Source organism: Chryseobacterium sp. MHB01 (genome assembly GCF_034651565.1).
Lineage (GTDB): Bacteria > Bacteroidota > Bacteroidia > Flavobacteriales > Weeksellaceae > Chryseobacterium > Chryseobacterium nepalense.
This window is the reverse complement of sequence record NZ_JAYEDA010000002.1, coordinates 106,983-129,673: the sequence shown is the minus strand read 5'-3', so window position 1 is coordinate 129,673 and position 22,691 is coordinate 106,983. Positions and strand designations below refer to the sequence as shown.

Genomic DNA, 22,691 nt, shown 5'->3' with positions numbered 1-22,691 from the left:
GGTAAAAAATAACTTAGATTAGAGCCTTAACGTTACTTCAAAGTTACTAATGTAAGTTACCACAAAGTTACTACTTTTTTTCTTCTTAAGATACAAATGTGAACTATTATTAGTTACTTTGTGTAACAAATATAAAAAAGTAAATCTAAAATGAGCACAGAATCATTATTTACACCTTTCAAGTACAAAAATTTAGAACTAAAAAATAGAATTGTCATGGCTCCGATGACAAGAGCACAATCGGACAACGGCGTACCCACACAGCAGATCGCTGATTACTACGCCAGAAGAGCAGCTGCAGAAGTGGGATTAATCCTTTCTGAAGGAACGGTAATCAACCGTCCGGCTTCGAAAAATATGCAGAATATCCCTGATTTCTACGGAACAGAAGCCTTAAACGGATGGAAAAACGTAATTGATGCTGTACACCATAACGGCGGAAAAATGGGACCTCAGATCTGGCACGTTGGTGATACCAGAAGTACACCGGATTATCCTTTGGAGGATATGGAAAAAGCTTCAACAATGACATTGGAAGATATTCAGGATACGATTGCTCAATTTGCAGCATCTGCAAAATCGGCTAAAGATCTTGGATTTGATGTATTGGAAATTCATGGCGCTCACGGCTATCTGATTGACCAGTTTTTCTGGGAAGGAACCAATACCAGAACCGATGAATATGGCGGAAAAACCATTAAAGAAAGAAGCCGTTTTGCAGTGGATGTTGTAAAAGCCATAAGAGCTGCGGTGGGCGAAGATTTCACGATTATCATTCGCCTTTCCCAATGGAAACAACAGGATTATTCGGTAAAATTAGCCCACACTCCTGAAGAAATGGAAGAATGGCTGTTGCCGTTAAAAGATGCGGGAGTCGATATTTTCCACTGTTCACAAAGACGATTCTGGGAACCGGAATTTGAAGGTTCCGACCTCAACTTTGCAGGCTGGGCGAAGAAAATTACCGGTCAGCCAACCATTACCGTAGGATCTGTAGGACTGGAAGGCGATTTTATGGCTGCCTTCGGAGGACAGGGAACGGAAAAAGCAGATTTAACGGAACTAACGAAAAGACTGGAAAGAGGAGATTTCGATTTGGTTGCCGTTGGACGTGCATTGCTTCAGGATCCGGAATGGGCTAAAAAAGTAAAAGAACAAAATACCGAAGCACTTCTTGACTTTTCAGCAGAAAGCCTCGGCGTATTATACTAAAGTTTAATTGTCAATAGTGGGTCTGCTTCGCTGCCCGTTTGATTTTTACAACTTTTCTGAACGGGCAATTGCTATTCACTAACGAAGTAAAATTCACTGTTGATGATTTTACCATATCTTGATTACCTATTTAAATTTTTTTCCAAAACCGCCTGAGGATATTTCAAAGGCGGTTTTTTTCAAAAGCAAAACCACTTTCCGGATAAGAAAGTGGTTTTTTAACAGATTTAAATATCTAAAATGTCAGATTATCCTGACAAAAAATGATCGTTTACAAACCGATACTTTTAGTGGGCTTCAGCTGTTTTCTGATGCTTTTCGGAAGTGCATCTTTGTGAACAAGGATTGCGGTAGATTTGTACTCCACATATGGTCTTGTCACGTAAATATATCCTTCAAAATCATTTGTTACACCCCAGGAATTTTTTACCATATAATATTCTTTTCCGCTCTGGTCTTTTGCAAGCCCTACGATATGCATCCCGTGGTCATCGGTTGTGGAAAGGTTATTCAGAGCCTGCTGACGCATATCTTCCGTAATGGTTTTATCTTTTTTAGGTTCGGTAAATAAAGTTCCCTTGTTCTCATTATTGATCTGGTCAAGATTCATATCCGGAACATACGCCACCCCGTTTTTATAAGAAAAATACGGTTCGGAAACATCCGTTGCCCAACCTACGGAATAGCCTTTGTTTACTGCATTATCAATAATTGCCGTTAGATCTTTCATCGGAACATTCCAGTCAGAGTCATGGCTCCAGTTGTCCGGAATCGGAACAACAAATTTCTGGAAGTAAGGATAATCCTTGTATGAAGAAATTTCAACATAATCTTCAGGATTGATGCCTACCACTTCTTTGGCAAAAGTCTGTGGCGTGTAAGATTTTCCTTCATACGTAAAATTGGAAGGAACTTTTCCTAAGTACTGATCCAGAATAGCATCTACGGAAGACATCCAGTTATCAGATAGCTTTCCTTTAGATGATGCCTGTACAAGACTGTCAAGAACAGGTTTCAGTTTACCCTGCATTTCAGAGAAATTATTTAGCGTCTGTCCCTGTCTAAGCCCGGTGTAAACGTCCTGCGGAACAGCTCCGTATTTTTTGTACATGTTGATGACATCATGCAGCTCTCCGCCGTCGCCCCAGCTTATTGCGCCGTTGTTTAATACATATAATTTTGCTTTGTCGTGGTAAGAATTTCTTGCGGTGAAGATTTCTGCAAGATCAACAGGCTTTTTACCCATTCTCTGCATTTCAGACTCCAGGAAAGAATTTCCTGAATAGCTCCAGCATGTTCCCGAAGAACCCTGGTTTTTTACCGAAGTCGCCCCAACGTCTTTCAGCGTGGTAAACTGGAAATTGGCATTTTGAGACTGGTTGTTTTTTAACTTGTTGATTAAGTCATCCTGAGCAAACATCATACTTCCTGCAGACAAAACAAAAAGTAATGATATAAATTTGGTATTTTTCATTACTATAAAAGATTATTTATACGAATAGTCGTTCATAATAAAGATTTGTTACAGCTTTAAAGGTTAAATGCAATGTTGAATTTTTTGAAGCTTTTTCGCGCTTTCGCTACTCGCTTTTTTCTGTTTTCGGCGGCGGCGGCTTTGCCGCCGCCGCCGAAAACAGAAAAAGAGCTCAGACAGACCGCTCAATCACGGCTAAGGTAGAGTATTCCATTACAACTTTCAACAATACCTGGTATATTTTATCATTATAAACATTCATAAATCTGTGCAAATTCGCGAAAATCCGTGGTAACAATAATCAAATTGAGAGATTATAATTTATTTTAAATGCCTTCCCACATCATAAATTTGTATCAGCTTTTACATAAGGAATTCTGTGTAAATCTTTGTGATCAGCGGGAAAATTGTAATAAGTTCTCCGTTTACTTTGTGCTTTCATTTGTCGCCCTCATTACATTTCATTACTTTTCAAAAAAAGTTTATCATGTTTCCAACCTTTTTGAAACTTTCTGCATCTGTATATATATATAAAGCCTGATTATGGAACGAGAGTTACTATTACAATGTCAGCGGAACGACCGCAATGCGCAGCGGAAAGTCTATGAAAAAATGGCAGGGAAATTATATTCGGTTTGCAGAAGATATCTTAAAAATGATGAAGATATCGAAGAAGCACTGGCAGATACATTTTATAAGATTTTTACCAAAATAGACCAGCTTCACAATCCTGATATTTTTGAAGCCTGGGCCAAAAAAATAACGGTTAACGAATGCCTTCAAAAGCTCAGAACAGCGAAGTGTCTGCATATTTCACTGGAAGAAAATCATGTCATCAGTTCTGATGCATCAGGTGAAAGTGTGTCTTTTGAAAAAGATATTCTGCATCTCCTCAACTTTCTTCCGGAAGGCTGCAGAGCGATATTTAATCTTTTTGCCATTGAGGGCTATCCTCACAAGGAAATAGCGGCTATGCTCTCCATAAGTGAGGGAACGTCAAAATCTCAGCTCAATTTTGCAAGAAAAAAGCTTCAGGAACTTCTGGTGAATCAAAATGTTTAAACTTTACAACAATGGAAAATAATCACGATATCGATAAAACTTTCAACGAGGCTTCTCAGTCTTTAGAAGAACCTGTAACTTTTCCGGGGTTTGATAAGGTTTGGAGCAGAGTAGAAGAAAAGCTGGATCAAAAAGAAGAAAAAAAACAAAGAAAAATCCCTGCATGGCTTCCTTATGGAATTGCCGCCAGTCTGGTCATGGCTTCCGGAATTTTTTATTTTACCTCAACAGCGGATACTGCGAAGATTAGCCAGCCGGTTATTGCAGACAACAGTAAAATTCAAAAAACCTACGCTCCCCAGATTTCTGAACATATCCAAAAGACAGACAGTGTTGTAAAAGCCAATATTCAAAAAACAATTATACCATCTGCTGCTGTAAAATTAGCCCGAAACGAAACACCAAAAATTTATACCCCTTCATTAACGCCTCCGGCTTACGAAGTTACATCTCCGCCTTTTTCTGATAAGGAGATATCGAAGATTGCTGAAGAAAATGCGATTATGGACAGTATAAAACGGCATAATATAGAAGAAGTTATTGCAATGGGAATAAAAAAAGAAAAAGCTTCAATGAATGCAATGGCTTCCAACAAGAAAATTTCTGAGCTCAGCACCATTGCAGATACCGCAGATTATGATTATCCGGATGTAAGATTCGGTCGTCTGGAAAAACAGAAGGAACCGGAAATACTTTATAAAAAATCTTCCACAAAAGAGTATACGCCTCTTGCATTAAATGGTGGGAAAAGAACTTTACTGGGTGAAAAACAGGCTGTAACTTCTCTGAATGGATTTGCGCCGGGCCTCAGCATAAATTCTATTTCGGGAGCGGCAGGATCAGGGAGATTGGATATTTCAGTGGGATATCTGTCAAATACTCTGCCGGGAGCCGAACCGCTGGTTGTTATCAACGGAACTGTGTCTGATGTAGAAACCCTAAAAAAACTGGATCCTGTAAAAATTGACAATATTTCTGTAATCAGTAAAGAAAAAGCCGACGGCTTGTTTGGCGGCAAAGCAAAGAATGGCTTAATCGTAGTCATCACAAAAGATATTTCTAAATCGGAAAAACAAAGACTAAAAAAAATGCTTCAGGAAAAAGCTCCTGGAAAATAACCTAAAATATTGAAAACCAATAACCATTTTATCATACATCAGAGAAAGGAAATTTCCTCAAAGATTTCCTTTTCTTTTTTTGGATTTTTTACTGCAACTTTTTAATAAAACTGAATCTTCATATAAAGTACAATAAAGAAGTTACAATTTAAATGATAAACATGAAAAGAATAGGAACTACAATACTTGCTTTAGGCTTATTGATGGCTTGTAAAACCAAAACAGCAACAGATCAGGAGAAAGATTCGGGGAAAATAAGCATTAAAAAAGATAAAGATCAGGACGGCATTAGCAACAGGAAAGATAAATGTCCTGAAATTGCCGGACCGGAGGAAAATAAAGGCTGTCCGTGGCCGGATCTGGATCAAGATGGTATTCCGGATAAAGATGATCAGTGTAAAGATATTTCGGGGCCGTTGGAAAATAAGGGTTGTCCTTTTCCTGATACCGATGGAGATGAAGTAATCGATAAAGACGATGCTTGTCCTACGGTTGCCGGGCCGACAGAAAATAACGGCTGTCCCTGGCCGGATACCGATGGCGACGGAATTCTGGATAAAGATGATGCATGTCCTACCGTCCCTGGAATGCCGGAATATAATGGCTGCCCAAAACCGAAAGCAATCGTGGCTATGGAAGTTGAATCTTCATTCAGACCTAACCTGGGAAAAGTATATGACAATGGTGAGTTTGATAAAAAAACAGTAAAAAAAGTTTCAAAAAATTATATTGATTATAATGATGAAGATTACAATGCTTTAGTTGAAAATCCATTTGAGTTAACGAAAAACCAACCGCTTTCAACTTTTTCTATCGATACCGATAATGCTTCGTATTCCAATGTAAGAAGAATGATAGAATACGGCGGGGTCGACAAAAATGCAGTGAGAGTGGAGGAAATGATCAATTATTTTAAATATGATTATCCTCAGCCCAAAAATAATCAGCCTTTTTCTATTAATACGGAAATAGGGAAAAGTCCGTGGAATCCTGATCATCAATTGCTTAAAATCGGCCTGAAAGGAAAAAACATCCCGATGAATAATCTTTCGCCGTCCAATATGGTATTCCTGATTGATACTTCAGGTTCTATGGCTTACGAAAACAAACTGCCGCTGCTGATATCCTCTTTAAAGATATTATTGGATCAGCTGAGACCAGTAGACAAAGTGGCAATAGTGGTATATGCCGGAAGTGCAGGTGTGGTATTGCCTTCGACTTCAGTGGCAGAGAAAAGAAAAATTACAGAAGCTCTGGAAAGACTTCAGGCGGGTGGAAGCACAGCAGGCGGCGCAGGAATTGAGCTTGCTTACAAACTCGCACAGAAAAGTTTTATAAAAGGCGGAAACAATCGGGTGATTTTGGCAACGGACGGAGATTTTAATGTAGGTATTTCTTCGGAGGCAGACCTTGAGAGCCTGATTGAAGAAAAAAGAAAATCCGGCGTTTTTCTTACCTGTCTGGGGTATGGGATGGGAAATTATAAAGACAACAAAATGGAAACTCTTGCAGATAAAGGAAACGGAAACTATGCTTACATCGATAATCTTCAGGAAGCCAATAAGTTTTTAGGAAGAGAATTTGCCGGAAATATCTATACTATTGCGAAAGATGTAAAAATTCAGATTGAGTTTAATCCTAAATTCGTCAAATCATACAGATTGATAGGATACGAAAACAGAAAACTGAGAAATGAAGATTTTATAAACGATAAAATCGATGCCGGCGAATTAGGAAGCGGGCATACCGTAACTGCTTTGTACGAAATAATTCCTGCCAACGTTAATTCTAAATTTTTACCGAAACAAAATAAAACTAAATATACTTTAAATTCAGTCAAAGCAAATTTTGGTAATGAGCTGGGCACCGTAAAATTCAGATATAAAAAACCTCAGGGATCAAAAAGTTCTGAAATTGTTCATATAATAAAGAATTCTTCGGCTCAGCAGTCCGGTACAGATTTCAGATTTGCTTCTTCGGTAGCCTGGTTCGGGTTAGTTTTAAGAGATTCTGAATTCATTACCATAAGAGATTTAGATGCCATCGAAAAATTGGCGAAGGAAAATAAAGGACAGGATAAAGACGGTTACAGAAGCGGATTTATAGAAATGATCCGGAATTATAAAAAGATAAAAATAGCTAAACGTTAAAAAAATATGAAGAAACTCATCATCATTGCTTTATGCAATTTCTCAATCATTATTCTGGGGCAGAAACCTGTCTTTGCAGAAGCAAAATTAAAGTCGGTCACATTGTACGAACAGTCTGCGGAGCTTTACAGCAATGCTTCATTTAAAATTCCGAAAGGAAGTTCTGAAGTTGTGATCACCAATATTGCACAAAACATTGATGAAAGCAGTATAAAAATAGGCTCTAAATCTAAAGTTTCAGTATTAACCTACCGTTTTACTACAGATGAAAATTTTTATAAAGTAGAACTGGATAAGAAGAATCCTCAACATAAAGTTGTCTTGGACAGCATCTCTCTTTTAGAGAAAAAAATTAAAGATCTTGATTTCCAAAGAACTGCATTAGCAAACAGTATTGTTATTTTAGATAAAAATCAGACGATTAATTCCGGTTCCGCTTCTTATTCCAAAGAATTGCAAAAACTGATTGATTACTATCAGAAAAAGAGAACCGAACTAAGTATTGAGCTTGATAAAGCTGAAACATCATCTGCTCTTTTGGCAGAGAAACTGGATAAATTGCGTACCAAGTTTGATCTCAATAATCAGGAATTAGAAAAATATCCTAAGGGAAAATTGGTGCTGCAGATTTCCAGCGATGGTTCGGAAGATGTCAATCTGGATATTAAATATGGTATTCGTGAAGCGTTTTGGAGGCCTTATTATGACGTTGTTATTCCGGATATAAATTCTAAAGCCCAGTTGCTGTACAAGGCGATGGTAAGACAAAATTCCGGACTGGATTGGAAAAACGTCGAACTTCACCTGGTTTCCGGATACCCAAACGTGAGAAAGCAGATTCCTTCCTTATCTTCATGGAGTTTATTCTATCAGGAGCCTGTGGCGGCTGTCACTCCGGGAGTGCAGACAGATCGTGTTGAAAATTATGCTTCCGTACGGTCACAGTCTGCTGTAAAGGAAGTCAGTATTGCGGAAGTTGCGGTTGTAGGTTCCAGTATTTCCAGAAATCAACTGAATGTAGCCTACGACCTGAAAGATCTTTACACTATTTTGTCCAATAATCAGGACAACAGTATTAACCTTGATCGTACGGAAATTCCTGCAACTTATACTTATTACACCGTTCCGAAAGTAGACAGAACCGTTTACCTGATTGCAGAACTTGATAATCTTGATAAATATAATCTTATTAATGCTGAAGCAAATATCATTTTCGAAAATACCAATGTAGGAAAGACAATGCTCAATGCAGAAAGTACCGACAGTAAGCTTCTGCTCACACTTGGCGATGATAAAAGGATCAGTGTGAAAAGAGAAGTTATTAAGGATAAAACAATGGAAAAGAGTATCTCTTCGTCCAACAAGGAACAGCAGTTTGCCTACCAGTTTACGATTCGAAATAACAAAAGTGAAAAGATAAAACTCAGAATTATAGATAGAATTCCGGTATCGCAGGATAAGCAGATCATTATAACGCTCGTAAATAAAGGGGGTGCATCTTACAATGAAGAGACAGGAGAACTGATTTGGGATATGGTTTTAAATGCCAATGAAACAAAGAAAACAGAGTTTTCATTTAAGGTAAATTCATTAAAAAATAAAGTGATCTTAGGACTTTGACAGAATATCATATAAATATTTCATAATAAAAGTGAAATTAAAATTAGTGCTGACAGGCATTCTTAAGGGATGTCTGTTTTTTATTTAAATTAATTTTCAAAAATTATTGAAAATTCAATAAATATAATTACATTTGTAAAAGAAATGAATAAGATGAAACTTTCAGAAGCAAAAGAAAAATACATTCAGACCTGGGGAACATTTGCTACCAATTGGGGAATCAACCGGACAATGGCGCAGGTTCATGCCTTGCTTTTGGCAACCGGGAAACCGCTTTCTACCGATGAGGTGATGGAGCAGCTTGAAATTTCAAGAGGAAATGCCAATATGAATCTCCGTGCTTTGATGGACTGGGGAATTGTTAGAAAGGAATTCATAAAAGGTGACCGTAAAGAATATTTTGTTGCTGAAAAAGATGTATGGTTTTTATTCAAACAGATCACGAAAGAAAGAAGAAAAAGAGAAATAGAACCGGTGATTTCTTTTCTGGAAGAATTAAAAAATATTGAAGATAAAGATTCTGAAGAAGCAAAAGAATTCATAAAATTAATGGAAGACTTCAGCTCAGTAACAGGTAAAATCAACAATATCATGGATCTCGCGATAAAAAGTGATGATCATTGGCTGGTTGGGAAAATCACGAATTTGTTGAAGTAAAATATGTCATTCTGAACGCTGGCAATATGGTGTGAAGAATCTTAAAGAAAGATAAAAAGGAGTTATTCCTTTTTTATTTAAAATTAACTTTCAAAAATTATTGAAAATATAAAAACTACGAAATGTTTAATGTTGTCTCATATCTGATTTTTCTCGCAGCCGCTTCATTCATTACCATTGATGTGGGAAGAAGATGCTATCAGGCAGGCAAATTCTATCTGGAATACCTCATTTACGACAAGCATCTTTGCCTTACGATCAACAGGATACTTTTAGGCTGTTATTATCTGATTAACCTCGGATATATTGCCATCAGTCTTACAAGCTGGGACAGGATTTCCTCCCTGGAGCAGGTATTTTCAATAACAGCAATACGCATCGGGAATATTATGCTGATTCTTTGTGTATTACACTACATCAATATTTTTACCCTTTATCTTCTAAGAAAAAATTTAACCATAAAATAAACTATTATGACAGCAACAATCCTTACCACAGCAACGTACAATTTTTCAGCGTACATGATCTATTTGCCTATTGTAATTGCACTTACTGTTTTTGTTTCACAATTTCTGTTCAAAAACTCAAAGACTTTTATGATTGATATTTTTCACCAGAAAGAAGATATCGCCATGGCCACGAATTCCCTTTTCAAAATCGGATTTTACCTTCTGAATGTTGGTTTTGCCTTATGCATCATTGAGTTTTACAGAATAGAAACAGTGGAAAGCCTGGTGGTAAATATGAGCGAGAAGATCGGTAAATTTTCTATTTACCTCGGAATCATGATGCTCCTTAATCTCCTTCTCTTCCTAAAAGGCCGCAAACACGCTATGAACAAAAATAAAATCACTAAAAATGAAAACATTCATCTTTAAAATCTGGATGTATTTTACATTCAAAATGCAAAACAAAAGAACAAGAGGAGATTTTTTAAACCTTTAAAATTAATATCCATGAAAACTTTATTCACCTATGATCTCAGGATTCAGCAGACATTACTTATCCTGTTTCTTGCCACAATTATTGCAACAGCCGTGATGCATAAGGAATTTTTATACATCAGCATCTTTGTAGAATTCTTTCTCATTGCTTTTATTCAATATTCTTTAAATATGATCAAGTTTTTGTCTAAAGAATACGCAAAAAAAGATTCAAGAAAGTTATATATTTTGGTTTCAACATATGTGGTTGTCACATTCTTAATTTTTATTATTTGCTGGTATATTGAAATAGACTTTCATTATGGTTTTCTTGAATGGATTCTTGTATCCTGGGTCGTACTATCGCCTGTTCTTATGATTCAGTCCCTTGTTATCAGTTTTTATGATAAAGAAAATGGTAAAATAGCAGATTATGCCTGAAATTCAATTGAAAACTGTTATAAAATCTGACATTCAGAAGATTTTTGATTTGTCAAGAAATATTGATTTCCATCAGAAATCAGTCTCAGAAACAAACGAAAAAGCCATCGCAGGTAGAACTTTCGGACTCATCGAAGAAGGAGAAACGGTAACATGGAAAGCAAAACATCTGGGAATTTATCAGACATTAACGGTTAAAATTACAAGTATGGAAAAGCCTTTTTATTTCACAGACGTTATGCAAAAAGGTGCTTTTAAATCTTTGAAACATCAGCATATTTTCAGGCAGGAAGGTAAAAACACAATCATGATCGATATTTTCGAATTTCAATCACCTTTCGGATTTATCGGGAAGATATTTGACAGGATTTTTCTTAAAAACTATATGAAGAAATTTCTTTTGAAAAGAAATCAATTGATTAAATCAACTGCAGAGAAACGATCTGAGCGCGAGCGAAGCGAGCGTCAAAACAGTTAGTAGTGGAAATATAAACTCAAAACAATATTTAGCTTAAAATGATGATATGATTGGATATCCCATTGATTTAGGTTTGGTTACTTTCTTACTTATAATTTCATCAATTGTTTTTCCAACAGTTGTCTTGATTGTTATTAATATGATTTTTGAAAAATCTCAAATGAAATTATTTTTCAGATACATTTTAAATCTATTTTTTATCTCGGCTTTTTTATTATTCCAGCAAAATATTATAAAAATTTTACCAGGTTATTTTATCACAATTGTAATTATAGAATGCATAATTACTACGCTACTAATGATCTGTATAATATTAAAAGTTGTCAGAATCTGGCGTAGTTAAGTAGCATCTTGGAAGAAAACAGGATAAATCCTGTTAAACAATAAACAAATTACCATCAAAAACCAACCATAAAATGAAAATAATCATTGCAGCCGGAACGGGGTTTCTCGGCAAAAACCTTAAAAATTACTTTACCGGAAAAGGTCATCAGGTGTATGTTTTAACACGGAATCAAAAGCATAAAAATGAAATCTATTGGGATGCAAAAACGTTGGGCGAATGGAAAAGGATCCTTGAAAATGCTGATGTCATCATCAACCTTGCAGGAAAATCAGTCGATTGCCGTTACACAGACAAAAACAAAAAGGAAATTTATTCATCCAGGATAGAAAGTACAAAAGTTCTTCAGCAGGCAGTTAATGAATGTATCAGTAAGCCTAAAGTCTGGCTGAATGCAAGTTCAGCAACAATTTATATTCATTCAGAAACACATTTAAATACAGAGGAAAACGGAGTAATCGGTGATGATTTTTCAATGAATATCTGCAGAAGCTGGGAAAGCGAATTTTTTAAAGTAAAAACAGAAAATGTACGAAAAGTTGCTTTACGAACTTCTATTGTCTTAGGAAATTATGGAGGCGCTTTTCCTAAATTAAAAATGTTAACAAAACTCGGGCTGGGCGGGAAACAGGGAAGAGGAGACCAGAACGTAAGCTGGGTTCACATTGATGATTTTTGCAAAGCTGTTGAATTTATTTTGGAGCATGAAAATCTTTCCGGTCCAATCAACATAACCGCTCCGGAACCATTATCCAACGAAGAATTCATGATGAAATTAAGAAAAGCAATGAAGGTGCCGTTCGGTTTAAACGCGCCGGTCTGGCAATTGGAAATAGCGTCCGTATTTCTAAAAACACAAACCGAATTATTACTGAAAAGCAGAAATGTCTATCCCGAAAAACTAATATTGAATGGTTTTGAATTCAAATATCCTCAGGTTGAAAAAGCATTTGAGAATTTAATATATTAATTTACATTTTCAAGATTCCCATGTTAAAATAAATGATCAGATGGAATCCTAATAGTATTACATTTAAGTTTAAACTGCCGGATTAGACAAAAACAGAAAACTCTTTCAGTCTAAACTGTCGGATTAAACAAAAACACAAAACTATTTAAGTCTAAACTATCGGATTAAACTAAAACACAAAATTATTTAAGTTTAAACTGCCGGATTAGATAAAAACAGAAAATTATTTCAGTCTAAACCGTCGGATTAAACTAAAACAGAAAACTATTTTAGTTGATACGTGATTAATTCAGCAAAAGGAAAATTTCAAACTTTTATATCTTTTTTGTTAAAATTTTCTTGCTAAATATTAATTTAGCAAAAAACGAAAACTTCATGTTCATCAGGCTAAAAACGAAAACCGTATTTCTCTCCGCTTTACTCACCTCATCGATATTTTTATCACAGGCACACAATGTTTCAGAAGGATATCAGAAACCGGACGATCCTTTGGTTGAGAAAAATCTTGAAAACTGGCAGGATCTGAAATTCGGACTGTTCATGCATTGGGGAACATACAGCCAGTGGGGAATTGTCGAAAGCTGGAGCCTTTGCCCGGAAGATGAATCCTGGACCCAAAGAAAACCCGAACACGGAACATCATACTATGAATACCTGAAAAACTACGAAAACCTCCAGACTACTTTCAACCCGGTACAGTTTAATCCGCAAAAATGGGCGGATGCTGTAAAAAAAGCAGGAATGAAATATGTGGTGTTCACAACAAAACATCATGATGGCTTCGCCATGTTCGATACACAACAGTCGGATTACAAAATAACCTCTCCGAAAACACCTTTTTCCAAAAATCCGAAAGCAGACGTTACCAAAGAGATTTTCAATACTTTCCGCAAAGAAGGATTTAAGATCGGGGCCTATTTTTCAAAACCCGACTGGCATTCCGACGATTATTGGTGGTCCTACTTTCCGCCAAAAGACCGTAATGTGAATTATGATCCGAAAAAATATCCTGAGAAATGGAACAGTTTTAAGAATTTTACTTTTAATCAGTTGAATGAAATTACTTCCAATTACGGAAAAATTGATATTCTCTGGCTGGACGGAGGCTGGGTGCGCCCATTCAATACTATTGATCCCAACGTCGAATGGCAACGAACCATCAAAGTCGAACAGGATATTGATATGGATAAAATAGGGACAATGGCCCGGAAAAATCAACCCGGAATCATCATCGTAGACCGTACGGTTCCCGGAAAATGGGAAAATTATGTAACACCCGAACAGGCAGTTCCGGAAAAATCGCTCTCTATTCCGTGGGAAAGCTGCATTACGATGGGAGATTCTTTTTCGTATGTCCCGAACGATAACTACAAATCTTCGCAGAAAATTATTGAAACATTGGTGAAAATTATTTCACGAGGAGGAAATTACCTGATGAATATTGCTCCCGGGCCAACCGGAGATTATGATCCAATTGTTTACGAAAGATTAAAAGAGATTTCCGGCTGGATGGATCAAAACCAGTCTGCCGTTTTTGCGACAAGAAGTGTAGCGCCTTATCACGACGGAAACTTTTACTACACCCAAAGCAAAGACGGAAAAACAATGAATATTTTTCACCTGGACGAAAAAACAAATTATAAATCTCCATCAACATTAGATTTTACCATTCCGGAGAATTTTAAACCAAAATCACTGAAAGTTTTAGGATTAAAAAATAAAATTCAATGGAAAAAATCAGGAAATGTAATTAACGTTGATTTGCCGGAAGAAAGAAATCAATTGAAATATTCAACTGTAATTCAAATTACACAATAGTTAGAATTAAGTCTGTTTAAACGTTTTATATAACCGCAAAAGTCACAAAAGATGAGTTCAATTTTTTCAAAGTTAATAACTACAAATGAAGGATCACAATAGCTTTAAAAATCTTCGATTTTTATTCTTTTGAGAACTTTGAATATTCTAATCAATACGTTAAGATTATCTTTTGTGACTTTTGCGGTTAATTCTGAAATTAGTTTAAACAAGTTTATTGTTATTAAAACGACCTAGGAAATCGGAGCTTTAAGAAAATGAAATATGTGAACGTTAAGAAAATTCTACTGTTTGAACGCGTTAATAATATTGAACCGAAGAACAAATATTAAATTCGCGCGAGTTTTAGAATTTTTAGAGAACAGATTTATTTTTAGCGAAGAGTTCCAGGTCTTGAACTTTTGGTTCTTTTGTCTTAAAACAAAAGAACTTATTTAAACTAAATTATTTTCGTGATGCGTTGTAAACTTCGTTTTAAAATTATAGGAATATTCTTATTGGGTACTGTAATTACTTTTGCTCAAAAACCATTATACAAAGACCCAAAACAACCTGTTGAAGCGAGGGTACAGGACTTATTAAAAAGAATGACACCCGAAGAAAAATTCTGGCAGTGCTTTATGATTCCCGGAGATTTGGATCATGTTCCTAAAGATCAATATGCACACGGAATTTTTGGGCTGCAGGTCAGCGCGGGAAATCAGGGAGGCGGAGCGGCAGGTCAGTTGTTAACGTATAATGCCAATGAAGATGCAGAAAAACTGGCCAGGAAAATCAATGCTATCCAGAAATATTTTGTTCAAGAATCAAGATTGGGAATCCCGATCATCCCTTTTGATGAAGCTTTGCACGGATTGATGCGGGAAGGTGCTACGGCTTTTCCACAAGCGATCGGTTTATCGGCCACATTTAATCCGGAACTGATGAAAGATGTTTCCACGGCGATTGCCAAAGAATCAAAATTGAGAGGAATCCGCCAGATTTTAACACCGGTTGTGAACCTGGCAAGCGATGTCCGTTGGGGAAGAACCGAGGAAACCTACGGCGAAGATCCTTTTCTGACTTCTGTGATGGGTGTCAATTTTGTCAGCTCTTTTGAAAACAACGGAATTATTACGACTCCCAAACATTTTCTGGCCAATGTAGGAGAAGGAGGAAGAGATTCGTATCCGATCCACTGGAACAAAAGATATCTGGAGGAAACTCATTTAATTCCATTTGAAAAAGCTTTTCATCAGGGAAAAAGCCGGTCGGTAATGACTTCTTACAATTTACTGGATGGAAGACCTTCGACAGCCAATCACTGGTTGTTGACAGAAAAATTAAAAAAAGAATGGAATTTTACGGGCTTCGTCATCAGCGACGCCAGTGCGGTCGGAGGAGCGAACGTACTGCATTTTACGGCAAAAGATTATGATGACGCTTCTGCACAGGCGATGAATGCAGGCTTAGATGTTATCTTTCAGACTGAATATAAGCATTACAAACTTTTCATTCCACCGTTTCTGGATGGAAGAATTTCAAAAGAGAGAATTGATGATGCTGTGGCAAGGATTTTACGGGCGAAGTTTGAGTTAGGTCTATTTGAACATCCTTATGTTTCCGGTAAAGATATTGAAGAATTAAAGAAAATTAACCATAAACCTTTAGCCGAGAAAGCAGCTCTTGAATCGTTTGTTTTGCTTCAGAACAATAATAAAACACTTCCCGTTCCGGAAAATGTTAAAAAGATTTTAGTGGTGGGAACCGATGCTGTTGATGCAAGATTGGGCGGATATTCAGGTCCCGGAAATAAGAAGGTCAGTATTGTAGAAGGAATTAAATATTTCGTTAAAAATAAAAATATCGAAGTTAATTATTCTAAAGGAATCGACTGGAATCTGAAGAAGTTTGTCACCGTTCCTGCTGATTTTTTATCTTTTGAAAATCAAAAAGGATTAAAAGGAATGTATTTTTCCAATTCCGATTTAAAAGGGACTCCCGCTTTTGAAAAACAAGACGAAGAGTTGAATTTTAAATGGACCCTGTATTCCCCAAATCCTGAAAAGTTGCAGCCTGATAACTACAGCGTGCGCTGGACAGGAAAACTGAAAGCACCCAATTCAGGGAAATACCAATTGGGACTGCGTGGAAATGATGGTTTCAGATTATTTTTAAATGGAAAACTGCTTATCGACAATTGGGAAAAGTTGAGCTATTCAACCAAAACGGTTGAGCTCGATTTGGTGAAAGAAAAACAATATGACATTGTCGTGGAATTTCATGAAAACAGAGGAGAAGCGAATATTGAGCTGATCTGGAATTATGGTTTGCCAGACTACCAAAAGGATTTTAATGAAGCTGTAAAGGAAGCTCAAAAGGCAGATTATATTATCGTAACTGCAGGAATTCACGAAGGGGAATTTCAGGACCGGTCTTCGCTCAGTCTTCCCGGAAACCAGGAATCATTTATTCATGAAATTTCAAAATTAAATAAACCGGTAACGGTTGTGCTGGTGGGTGGTTCTGCGATAAAAACTACGGATTGGAAAGATAAAGTAGGTGCTATTTTAGATATCTGGTATCCGGGAGAAGAAGGTGGAAATGCTGTGGCCAAGGTTCTTTTCGGGGCAGAAAATCCTTCCGGGAAATTACCAATTACTTTTCCGGTAGAAGAGGGGCAACTCCCGTTGTCTTACAATCATCATCCTACAGGAAGGGGAAATGACTATTATGATCTGAGTGGCGAACCGCTGTATCCTTTTGGTTTCGGATTAAGCTATACGACTTTTGAAATTTCGGATTTACAGTTAAATAAACTACAGTTTACAACAAAAGATACGATTACTGCTACAGTCAATGTAAAGAATACAGGTTCAAAAGCGGGCAGTGAGGTTATACAGCTTTATGTGAAAGATTTACTAGCCTCGGTTTCAAGACCGATTATTGAACTGAAAGGATTTCAAAAAATATATTTAAAACCTGGAGAATCAAAACAAGTTTCGATTGAAGTTCCGGTGAAAGAATTACAGTTTTTAGACGAGAAAATGAACTGGATTGTTGAAAAGGGAACCTACCGGATTTTTGTCGGGAATTCTTCAAAAAACCTTCCGCTGAAACAGAATATCGAGGTGGAGTAATAATATGATTGTATTTGCTTATTTAATTATATTTGCTGCATTAATAAGGGTTATAAATAATGATAAAACGATTACTTTTAATAATTTGTATTTTACAGGCATCTCAATTCTTATATTCACAAAAATTTGATGATTCTGCATGTTGGGAGTATTTCAGGATTACGGATAAATTAAAAAAAGACCAGCCGGTTGATCCTTTGGAATGGAAGCATCTCATGAAAAATGAAGCCATACAGGTTTACCTTAAAGATCAGGGAGTAGACAGTATTTATATCGATAATTACAGGAAAATCATGGAAACAGTCTACATGCCAAAAAATGAAGCAAAACTCCAACAAAGGCTCAAAGATCCCTATAACAACTGGTGGACCTATATCATCAACGAATACAAGGTTAATGAAGATAAGATGAAAGCTTATCTTAAGAACATTGAACAACAGCCGGAAAAATATCTTGATCTTTCTTATCAGTACAGTTATCAGATGCTGCCTAAAAAAGATCATAAAAAAGCTCCGGAATATAAAATTACGATTATCCCTATTCATAATGATGCGCATGTTGAAAATGGCTGGATGATTTACACTTTACTGGCTGCTTATTTCAATGACTATAATAAAATGGGGGTATTGGGTGGCCATGAGTTTCAGCATGTGTTGCGGCCAAGAATGGATTTTGATGTTGACCAAAATGATCTTGTCATCGTAAGTATGCTGCAAAGAATTCTGAATGAAGGTTCGGCTGACCTTATAGACAAAAGGTATCAGGGAGAGGATGCTAAAAATTTGCTGGAATTTCAGCGCGGATATCCCGAGAGTTTTCTATCTGACGGTTACAAAACGTTAAAAAATATTGATTCTTTACTTTCTGTAAAACCTTTGGAGAAATCACAGTTAAAATTAAATAAGCTGTTTAAAGGATGGAATACAAGCGGGCACATCCCGGGATATTATATGGCTAATATTATTGAAAAGGCAGGGTATAAGAAACAATTGATCAAACATATTGAGGATCCGTTTAATTTTGTATATCTGTATAATAAGTCAGCAAAGAGGACTAAAGATGCCTATGTAATTTCTGACCAGACTATTACGGTAATAGAAGATCTTGATAAAAAATACAGGCCTAAATCGCATATTGTGCGACATCAGTAGAATATAAGCAATTTTAATTTCCCAAGCTTCAAAATATTTTTAATAAGTATATTGAGGTGGAGTTATTTCCGGATAATTAAAGCCATAAGTGTATCGCAGACATCACATACGTCGGCACATTTTTAGCAGCAGTAGAATCAACTTTACATGAAAAATAAACATTATGAATTTAAAGTCGATATTAAAGGAAGCTAATGCCTGTATTGCAGCAGGCGACCACGAAGGATTTTTAAAATTTTGTACAAAAGATACTTATTGGACTTTTATTGGTGACCGTACGCTTAAAGGAATTGATGAGGTAAGAGCCTATATGCATGAAGCATACAAGGAACCTCCAAAATTTGAAGTTGCATTAATGATTGAAGAAGGTAATTATCTGACCGCTATAGGAACCATCAGTTTACTAAACGAGAATTGGGAATGGGTCGATTATGAATACTGTGACGTCTGGAGATTTGAAGACGGAAAGTTAGCTGAATTGAAGGCTTTTGTAGTCAGCTGAATTTAACTTAATTTACTTGTTTAAACTTTCTGTTAACCGCAAAAGAAGCAAAAGATTTAGATACTTTAATTAAAGTTAATAAACATGAAGAATGCAATAGTTTTTAAAAATCTTTGATTTTATTCTTTTGAGAACTTTGTTTCTCTGATAACAAATTTAAAATAGCCTTTTGCTTCTTTTGTGGTTAAATTTAAAATAGTTTAAACAGCTTTAATGTTAAAAATACATTATAAGTCTAAACATTTTATAAAATAAATTCTTAAACGTCAGAAACACTGCAGATTCTTAAGGAATAGTTTTTGCAAGTCTGTTACCAACCATAATCACTAAAATCTATGAAAAATTATCTTCTACCAGCTTTTGCGCTGATCTTTTTCAGCTGCAAAGAAAATAAAAAGGAGAGCACAACAACCGGAAAAGAGGTTGTCACGGAAACAGATACATTGAAGTTACCCGCTCCCGACGAGAAAAACTCCAAAAATAAATTCAGCAATGTCATTGGGTGGCCGCAGGGAAAAACTCCTGTTGCACCGGAAGGATTTACTGTGACGCGTTTTGCTGATAATATAAAAAGCCCAAGAAATATGATTCAGGCTGAAAACGGGGATATTTTTGTTGTCCTTTCCAATTCAGAACGTTCCACAACGGAAAAAATTAAAAATGATATCAGCGGGAAAAGTGATGCTGAGGTAGGAGGCAAATCGGCCAACAGGATCATCCTGTATCGTGATGCCAATAAGGATGGCATTCCCGAATCGTCTTCCGTATTTCTCGATAAGCTCAATCAACCCTACGGAATGCTCATCATAAAAGATAAATTTTACGTAGCCAATACCGACGGACTTTGGGTATATCCTTATAAAGCAGGGCAGACAAAAATTACTGAGCCCGGGAAAAAGATCGTCAACCTTCCTGCAGGAGGATACAATAATCACTGGACCAGGAATTTAATTGCCAATAAAGATCAGTCTAAAATTTACATCAGCGTAGGTTCAGGAAGTAACGTCGGCGAAAACGGAATGGAAAATGAAGTACGGAGAGCCAACATTCTTGAAGTAAATCCTGATGGAACGGGGGAAAAGATTTATGCTGCGGGTTTAAGAAATCCTGTAGGCATGAGCTGGAATCCTGTAACAGGTGAACTATGGACGGTGGTGAATGAAAGAGATGAGCTTGGGGACGAGTTGGTTCCGGATTATCTTACCAGTGTAAAGCAGAATGCCTTTTATGGTTGGCCTTATGCTTATTTCGGTAAAAATGAAGACCCGAGGAGAAAAAGAGAAAAGCCTGATCTGGTTGCAAAAACTATTGTTCCGGAAGTTCCGCTGGGAAGTCATACTGCATCGTTGGGTCTTACGTTCTATACAGCAAATCAGTTTCCGGAGAAATATAAAAACGGAGCTTTTATCGGGCAGCACGGATCATGGAACCGGTCTTCACTTGTAGGTTATCAGGTGGCATTCGTTCCTTTTGCTAATGGTAAAGCTTCAGCTCCGTATCAGCCATTTCTTACCGGATTTATTGCCAATGAAGCCAAAGGCGATGTATACGGAAGACCGGTAGGCGTACTGCAGATTGCCGATGGTTCCTTACTTGTTGCCGATGATGTAAGCGGAATTGTATGGAGAGTTTCTTACAATAAAAAGTAATTTGGAATTGCTATTTAATTGTGGTATGATATATGCAAATATTTGATAAACCAGAATGATATGCGAGCTAAAGTTCAATCATTCAAAAATAAAAAGTCATGAAAAAGTTTTTAATTACCACACTTTTGTTTTTGGGTTTATCTGCAGAAGCTTTTGCACAGAAACATCCGCCACGTCCTCCTGCGCCGCCTCACCCTTCAAGAAGTGAGATGTACAACAATAAGGCGAGAGAGCTGGATAAAAAATACAATACCGAAAAAAGATTGATTCTCAATCATCCGCTTGCTACCAAAAAAATGAAAAGCGATCAGCTGAAAGCCCTGAATCTGCGATATCAAAATGAAAAACGACTGTTAAGGGCTACCAGATAAATTAAATACAATAAGGAATTACCTTCCGGATCAAAAAAGGAGAACACTTGAGTGTTTTCCTTTTTATGTTTTTAATTGACAAATAATCTGTTTTATTCCCCTCTATGTTAAAGCAAGAAACACTGAACATCCAATATTTTTCCTTAAATTCGCATAAAATTTTAAACTAATGAATTACGATATTATTGTCATCGGAAGTGGTCCCGGTGGATATGTTACTGCAATCAGAGCGGCACAATTGGGTTTCAAAACTGCAATTATCGAGAAAGAAAGCTTAGGAGGTATCTGCCTTAACTGGGGATGTATTCCTACGAAAGCTTTGCTTAAATCTGCTCAGGTTTTTCATTATATCAATCACGCTGAAGATTATGGCTTGAATAAAGTGGAAGGTAGTTTTGAATTTCCGAACGTAATTCAGAGAAGCCGCGGTGTTGCCAATAAAATGAGCAAAGGAATCGAATTCTTAATGAAAAAGAACAAGATCGATGTTATTCTGGGAACTGCCAAAATTCAGAAAGGTAAAAAAGTTTCCGTTACTGATAAAGACGGAAAATCAACTGAATATACAGGAACACATATCATCATCGCCACAGGTGCTCGTTCAAGAGAATTGCCAAACCTGCCGCAGGATGGTAAAAAAGTAATCGGATACAGACAGGCATTGTCTCTTCTTGAGCAGCCGAAATCGATGATCGTAGTAGGTTCAGGAGCGATCGGGGTAGAATTTGCCGACTTCTATAATACCATGGGAACCAAAGTAACGGTTGTAGAATTTATGCCGAATATCGTTCCTGTAGAGGACGAAGAAATCTCTAAACACTTAGAAAAATCTTTGAAAAAATCAGGGATTGAGATCATGACCAACGCTTCTGTTGAAAGTGTAGACACCACCGGAGAAGGTGTAAAAGCTAATGTAAAAACAGCAAAGGGAAATATCACGCTTGAAGCTGATATTTTATTGTCTGCTGTTGGTATTGCTGCCAATATTGAAAATATCGGACTTGAAGAAGTAGGAATCCAGACAGATAAAGGAAGAGTGCTGGTAAACGAATGGTACGAAACTTCAGTTCCGGGATATTATGCGATTGGTGATATCATTCCAACTCAGGCTTTAGCACACGTTGCTTCTGCGGAAGGAATTACCTGCGTTGAAAAAATCAAAGGAATGCACGTAGAGAAAATCGATTACGGCAATATTCCAGGTTGTACATACTGCCATCCTGAAGTTGCTTCTGTGGGGCTTACCGAAAAGCAGGCTAAAGAGAAAGGATATGAAATTAAAGTTGGAAAATTCCCTCTTTCTGCAAGTGGAAAAGCAACTGCCAATGGAAATACGGATGGTTTCATCAAAGTGATTTTCGATGCTAAATATGGGGAATGGCTAGGTTGTCACATGATCGGAGAAGGTGTTACGGATATGGTTGCAGAAGCGGTTGTTGCCAGAAAACTGGAAACTACCGGTCATGAGATCATCAAATCGATCCATCCGCATCCAACAGTATCCGAAGCGATTATGGAAGCTGCTGCTGCTGCTTATGGAGAAGTGATCCATATTTAATTTGATAATTAAATTATAAATATAGTAAACCACAGATTTTGTCTGTGGTTTTTCTTTTTGAAAGAGCCTGTTTAA

At 36.7% G+C, this 22,691-nt stretch carries 19 protein-coding genes; 18 read left to right on the top strand and 1 reads right to left on the bottom strand.

The window, feature by feature from the left end; translation table 11 throughout:
* Nucleotides 1–150: 150 nt before the first annotated feature.
* Complete coding sequence (locus tag U9K52_RS04200) at nucleotides 151–1,212, top strand: NADH:flavin oxidoreductase (protein WP_322925523.1); 1,062 nt, start codon at nucleotides 151–153, stop codon at nucleotides 1,210–1,212.
* A 271-nt stretch (nucleotides 1,213–1,483) separates the two neighbouring features.
* On the opposite strand, the gene U9K52_RS04195 is transcribed toward U9K52_RS04200, so the two are convergent.
* The gene (locus U9K52_RS04195; protein WP_322925522.1) at nucleotides 1,484–2,686 is read right to left on the bottom strand and encodes an aminopeptidase C; all 1,203 of its coding nucleotides are present in this window, start codon (nucleotides 2,684–2,686) and stop codon (nucleotides 1,484–1,486) included.
* Nucleotides 2,687–3,229: 543 nt separating this feature from the next.
* Between U9K52_RS04195 and U9K52_RS04190 the strand changes: the two genes are divergently transcribed.
* From U9K52_RS04190 to lpdA, 17 genes are all read left to right on the top strand, one after another.
* The gene (locus U9K52_RS04190) at nucleotides 3,230–3,748 is read left to right on the top strand and encodes an RNA polymerase sigma factor (protein WP_263602624.1); all 519 of its coding nucleotides are present in this window, start codon (nucleotides 3,230–3,232) and stop codon (nucleotides 3,746–3,748) included.
* An 11-nt stretch (nucleotides 3,749–3,759) separates the two neighbouring features.
* Nucleotides 3,760–4,866: a hypothetical protein gene (locus tag U9K52_RS04185; protein WP_322925521.1), complete on the top strand. Its 1,107-nt coding sequence runs from the start codon at nucleotides 3,760–3,762 to the stop codon at nucleotides 4,864–4,866.
* A 161-nt stretch (nucleotides 4,867–5,027) separates the two neighbouring features.
* A complete protein-coding gene (locus tag U9K52_RS04180; RefSeq protein ID WP_322925520.1) occupies nucleotides 5,028–7,016 on the top strand; it encodes a VWA domain-containing protein in 1,989 nt (662 codons plus the stop codon).
* A gap of 6 nt (nucleotides 7,017–7,022) precedes the next feature.
* Nucleotides 7,023–8,636: a DUF4139 domain-containing protein gene (locus U9K52_RS04175; RefSeq protein WP_322925519.1), complete on the top strand. Its 1,614-nt coding sequence runs from the start codon at nucleotides 7,023–7,025 to the stop codon at nucleotides 8,634–8,636.
* A 153-nt stretch (nucleotides 8,637–8,789) separates the two neighbouring features.
* On the top strand, nucleotides 8,790–9,293 hold the full coding sequence (locus U9K52_RS04170; protein ID WP_066439641.1) for a GbsR/MarR family transcriptional regulator: 504 nt from the start codon (nucleotides 8,790–8,792) through the stop codon (nucleotides 9,291–9,293).
* Nucleotides 9,294–9,415: 122 nt separating this feature from the next.
* The gene (locus tag U9K52_RS04165; RefSeq protein ID WP_263602627.1) at nucleotides 9,416–9,760 is read left to right on the top strand and encodes a hypothetical protein; all 345 of its coding nucleotides are present in this window, start codon (nucleotides 9,416–9,418) and stop codon (nucleotides 9,758–9,760) included.
* 6 nt (nucleotides 9,761–9,766) lie between these two features.
* Nucleotides 9,767–10,171, top strand: coding sequence for a hypothetical protein (locus U9K52_RS04160; protein ID WP_263602628.1), 405 nt, complete (start codon nucleotides 9,767–9,769; stop codon nucleotides 10,169–10,171).
* 78 nt (nucleotides 10,172–10,249) lie between these two features.
* On the top strand, nucleotides 10,250–10,657 hold the full coding sequence (locus U9K52_RS04155) for a hypothetical protein (RefSeq protein WP_322925518.1): 408 nt from the start codon (nucleotides 10,250–10,252) through the stop codon (nucleotides 10,655–10,657).
* Nucleotides 10,650–11,135, top strand: a complete 486-nt coding sequence (locus tag U9K52_RS04150) for an SRPBCC family protein (protein ID WP_322925517.1) — start codon at nucleotides 10,650–10,652, stop codon at nucleotides 11,133–11,135. The genes U9K52_RS04155 and U9K52_RS04150 overlap by 8 nt, the downstream gene beginning before the upstream one ends.
* A gap of 416 nt (nucleotides 11,136–11,551) precedes the next feature.
* On the top strand, nucleotides 11,552–12,448 hold the full coding sequence (locus U9K52_RS04145) for a TIGR01777 family oxidoreductase (RefSeq protein WP_248394114.1): 897 nt from the start codon (nucleotides 11,552–11,554) through the stop codon (nucleotides 12,446–12,448).
* Between the two features lie 375 nt (nucleotides 12,449–12,823).
* Nucleotides 12,824–14,266, top strand: coding sequence for an alpha-L-fucosidase (locus U9K52_RS04140; protein WP_322925516.1), 1,443 nt, complete (start codon nucleotides 12,824–12,826; stop codon nucleotides 14,264–14,266).
* 455 nt (nucleotides 14,267–14,721) lie between these two features.
* Nucleotides 14,722–17,385 (top strand): glycoside hydrolase family 3 N-terminal domain-containing protein, encoded by a 2,664-nt coding sequence (locus U9K52_RS04135; RefSeq protein WP_322925515.1) that lies wholly within the window; start codon nucleotides 14,722–14,724, stop codon nucleotides 17,383–17,385.
* A 59-nt stretch (nucleotides 17,386–17,444) separates the two neighbouring features.
* Complete coding sequence (locus tag U9K52_RS04130; protein WP_322925514.1) at nucleotides 17,445–18,536, top strand: DUF5700 domain-containing putative Zn-dependent protease; 1,092 nt, start codon at nucleotides 17,445–17,447, stop codon at nucleotides 18,534–18,536.
* Between the two features lie 163 nt (nucleotides 18,537–18,699).
* The gene (locus tag U9K52_RS04125) at nucleotides 18,700–19,038 is read left to right on the top strand and encodes a nuclear transport factor 2 family protein (RefSeq protein ID WP_322925513.1); all 339 of its coding nucleotides are present in this window, start codon (nucleotides 18,700–18,702) and stop codon (nucleotides 19,036–19,038) included.
* A gap of 335 nt (nucleotides 19,039–19,373) precedes the next feature.
* Nucleotides 19,374–20,687 (top strand): sorbosone dehydrogenase family protein, encoded by a 1,314-nt coding sequence (locus U9K52_RS04120; protein ID WP_322925512.1) that lies wholly within the window; start codon nucleotides 19,374–19,376, stop codon nucleotides 20,685–20,687.
* A 98-nt stretch (nucleotides 20,688–20,785) separates the two neighbouring features.
* Nucleotides 20,786–21,058 carry a hypothetical protein gene (locus tag U9K52_RS04115; protein ID WP_248394102.1) on the top strand — a complete coding sequence of 91 codons (273 nt, stop codon included), beginning with the start codon at nucleotides 20,786–20,788 and terminating at the stop codon, nucleotides 21,056–21,058.
* Between the two features lie 169 nt (nucleotides 21,059–21,227).
* Nucleotides 21,228–22,616 carry a dihydrolipoyl dehydrogenase gene (lpdA, locus tag U9K52_RS04110; protein ID WP_322925511.1) on the top strand — a complete coding sequence of 463 codons (1,389 nt, stop codon included), beginning with the start codon at nucleotides 21,228–21,230 and terminating at the stop codon, nucleotides 22,614–22,616.
* The last annotated feature ends 75 nt before the right edge of the window (nucleotides 22,617–22,691 follow it).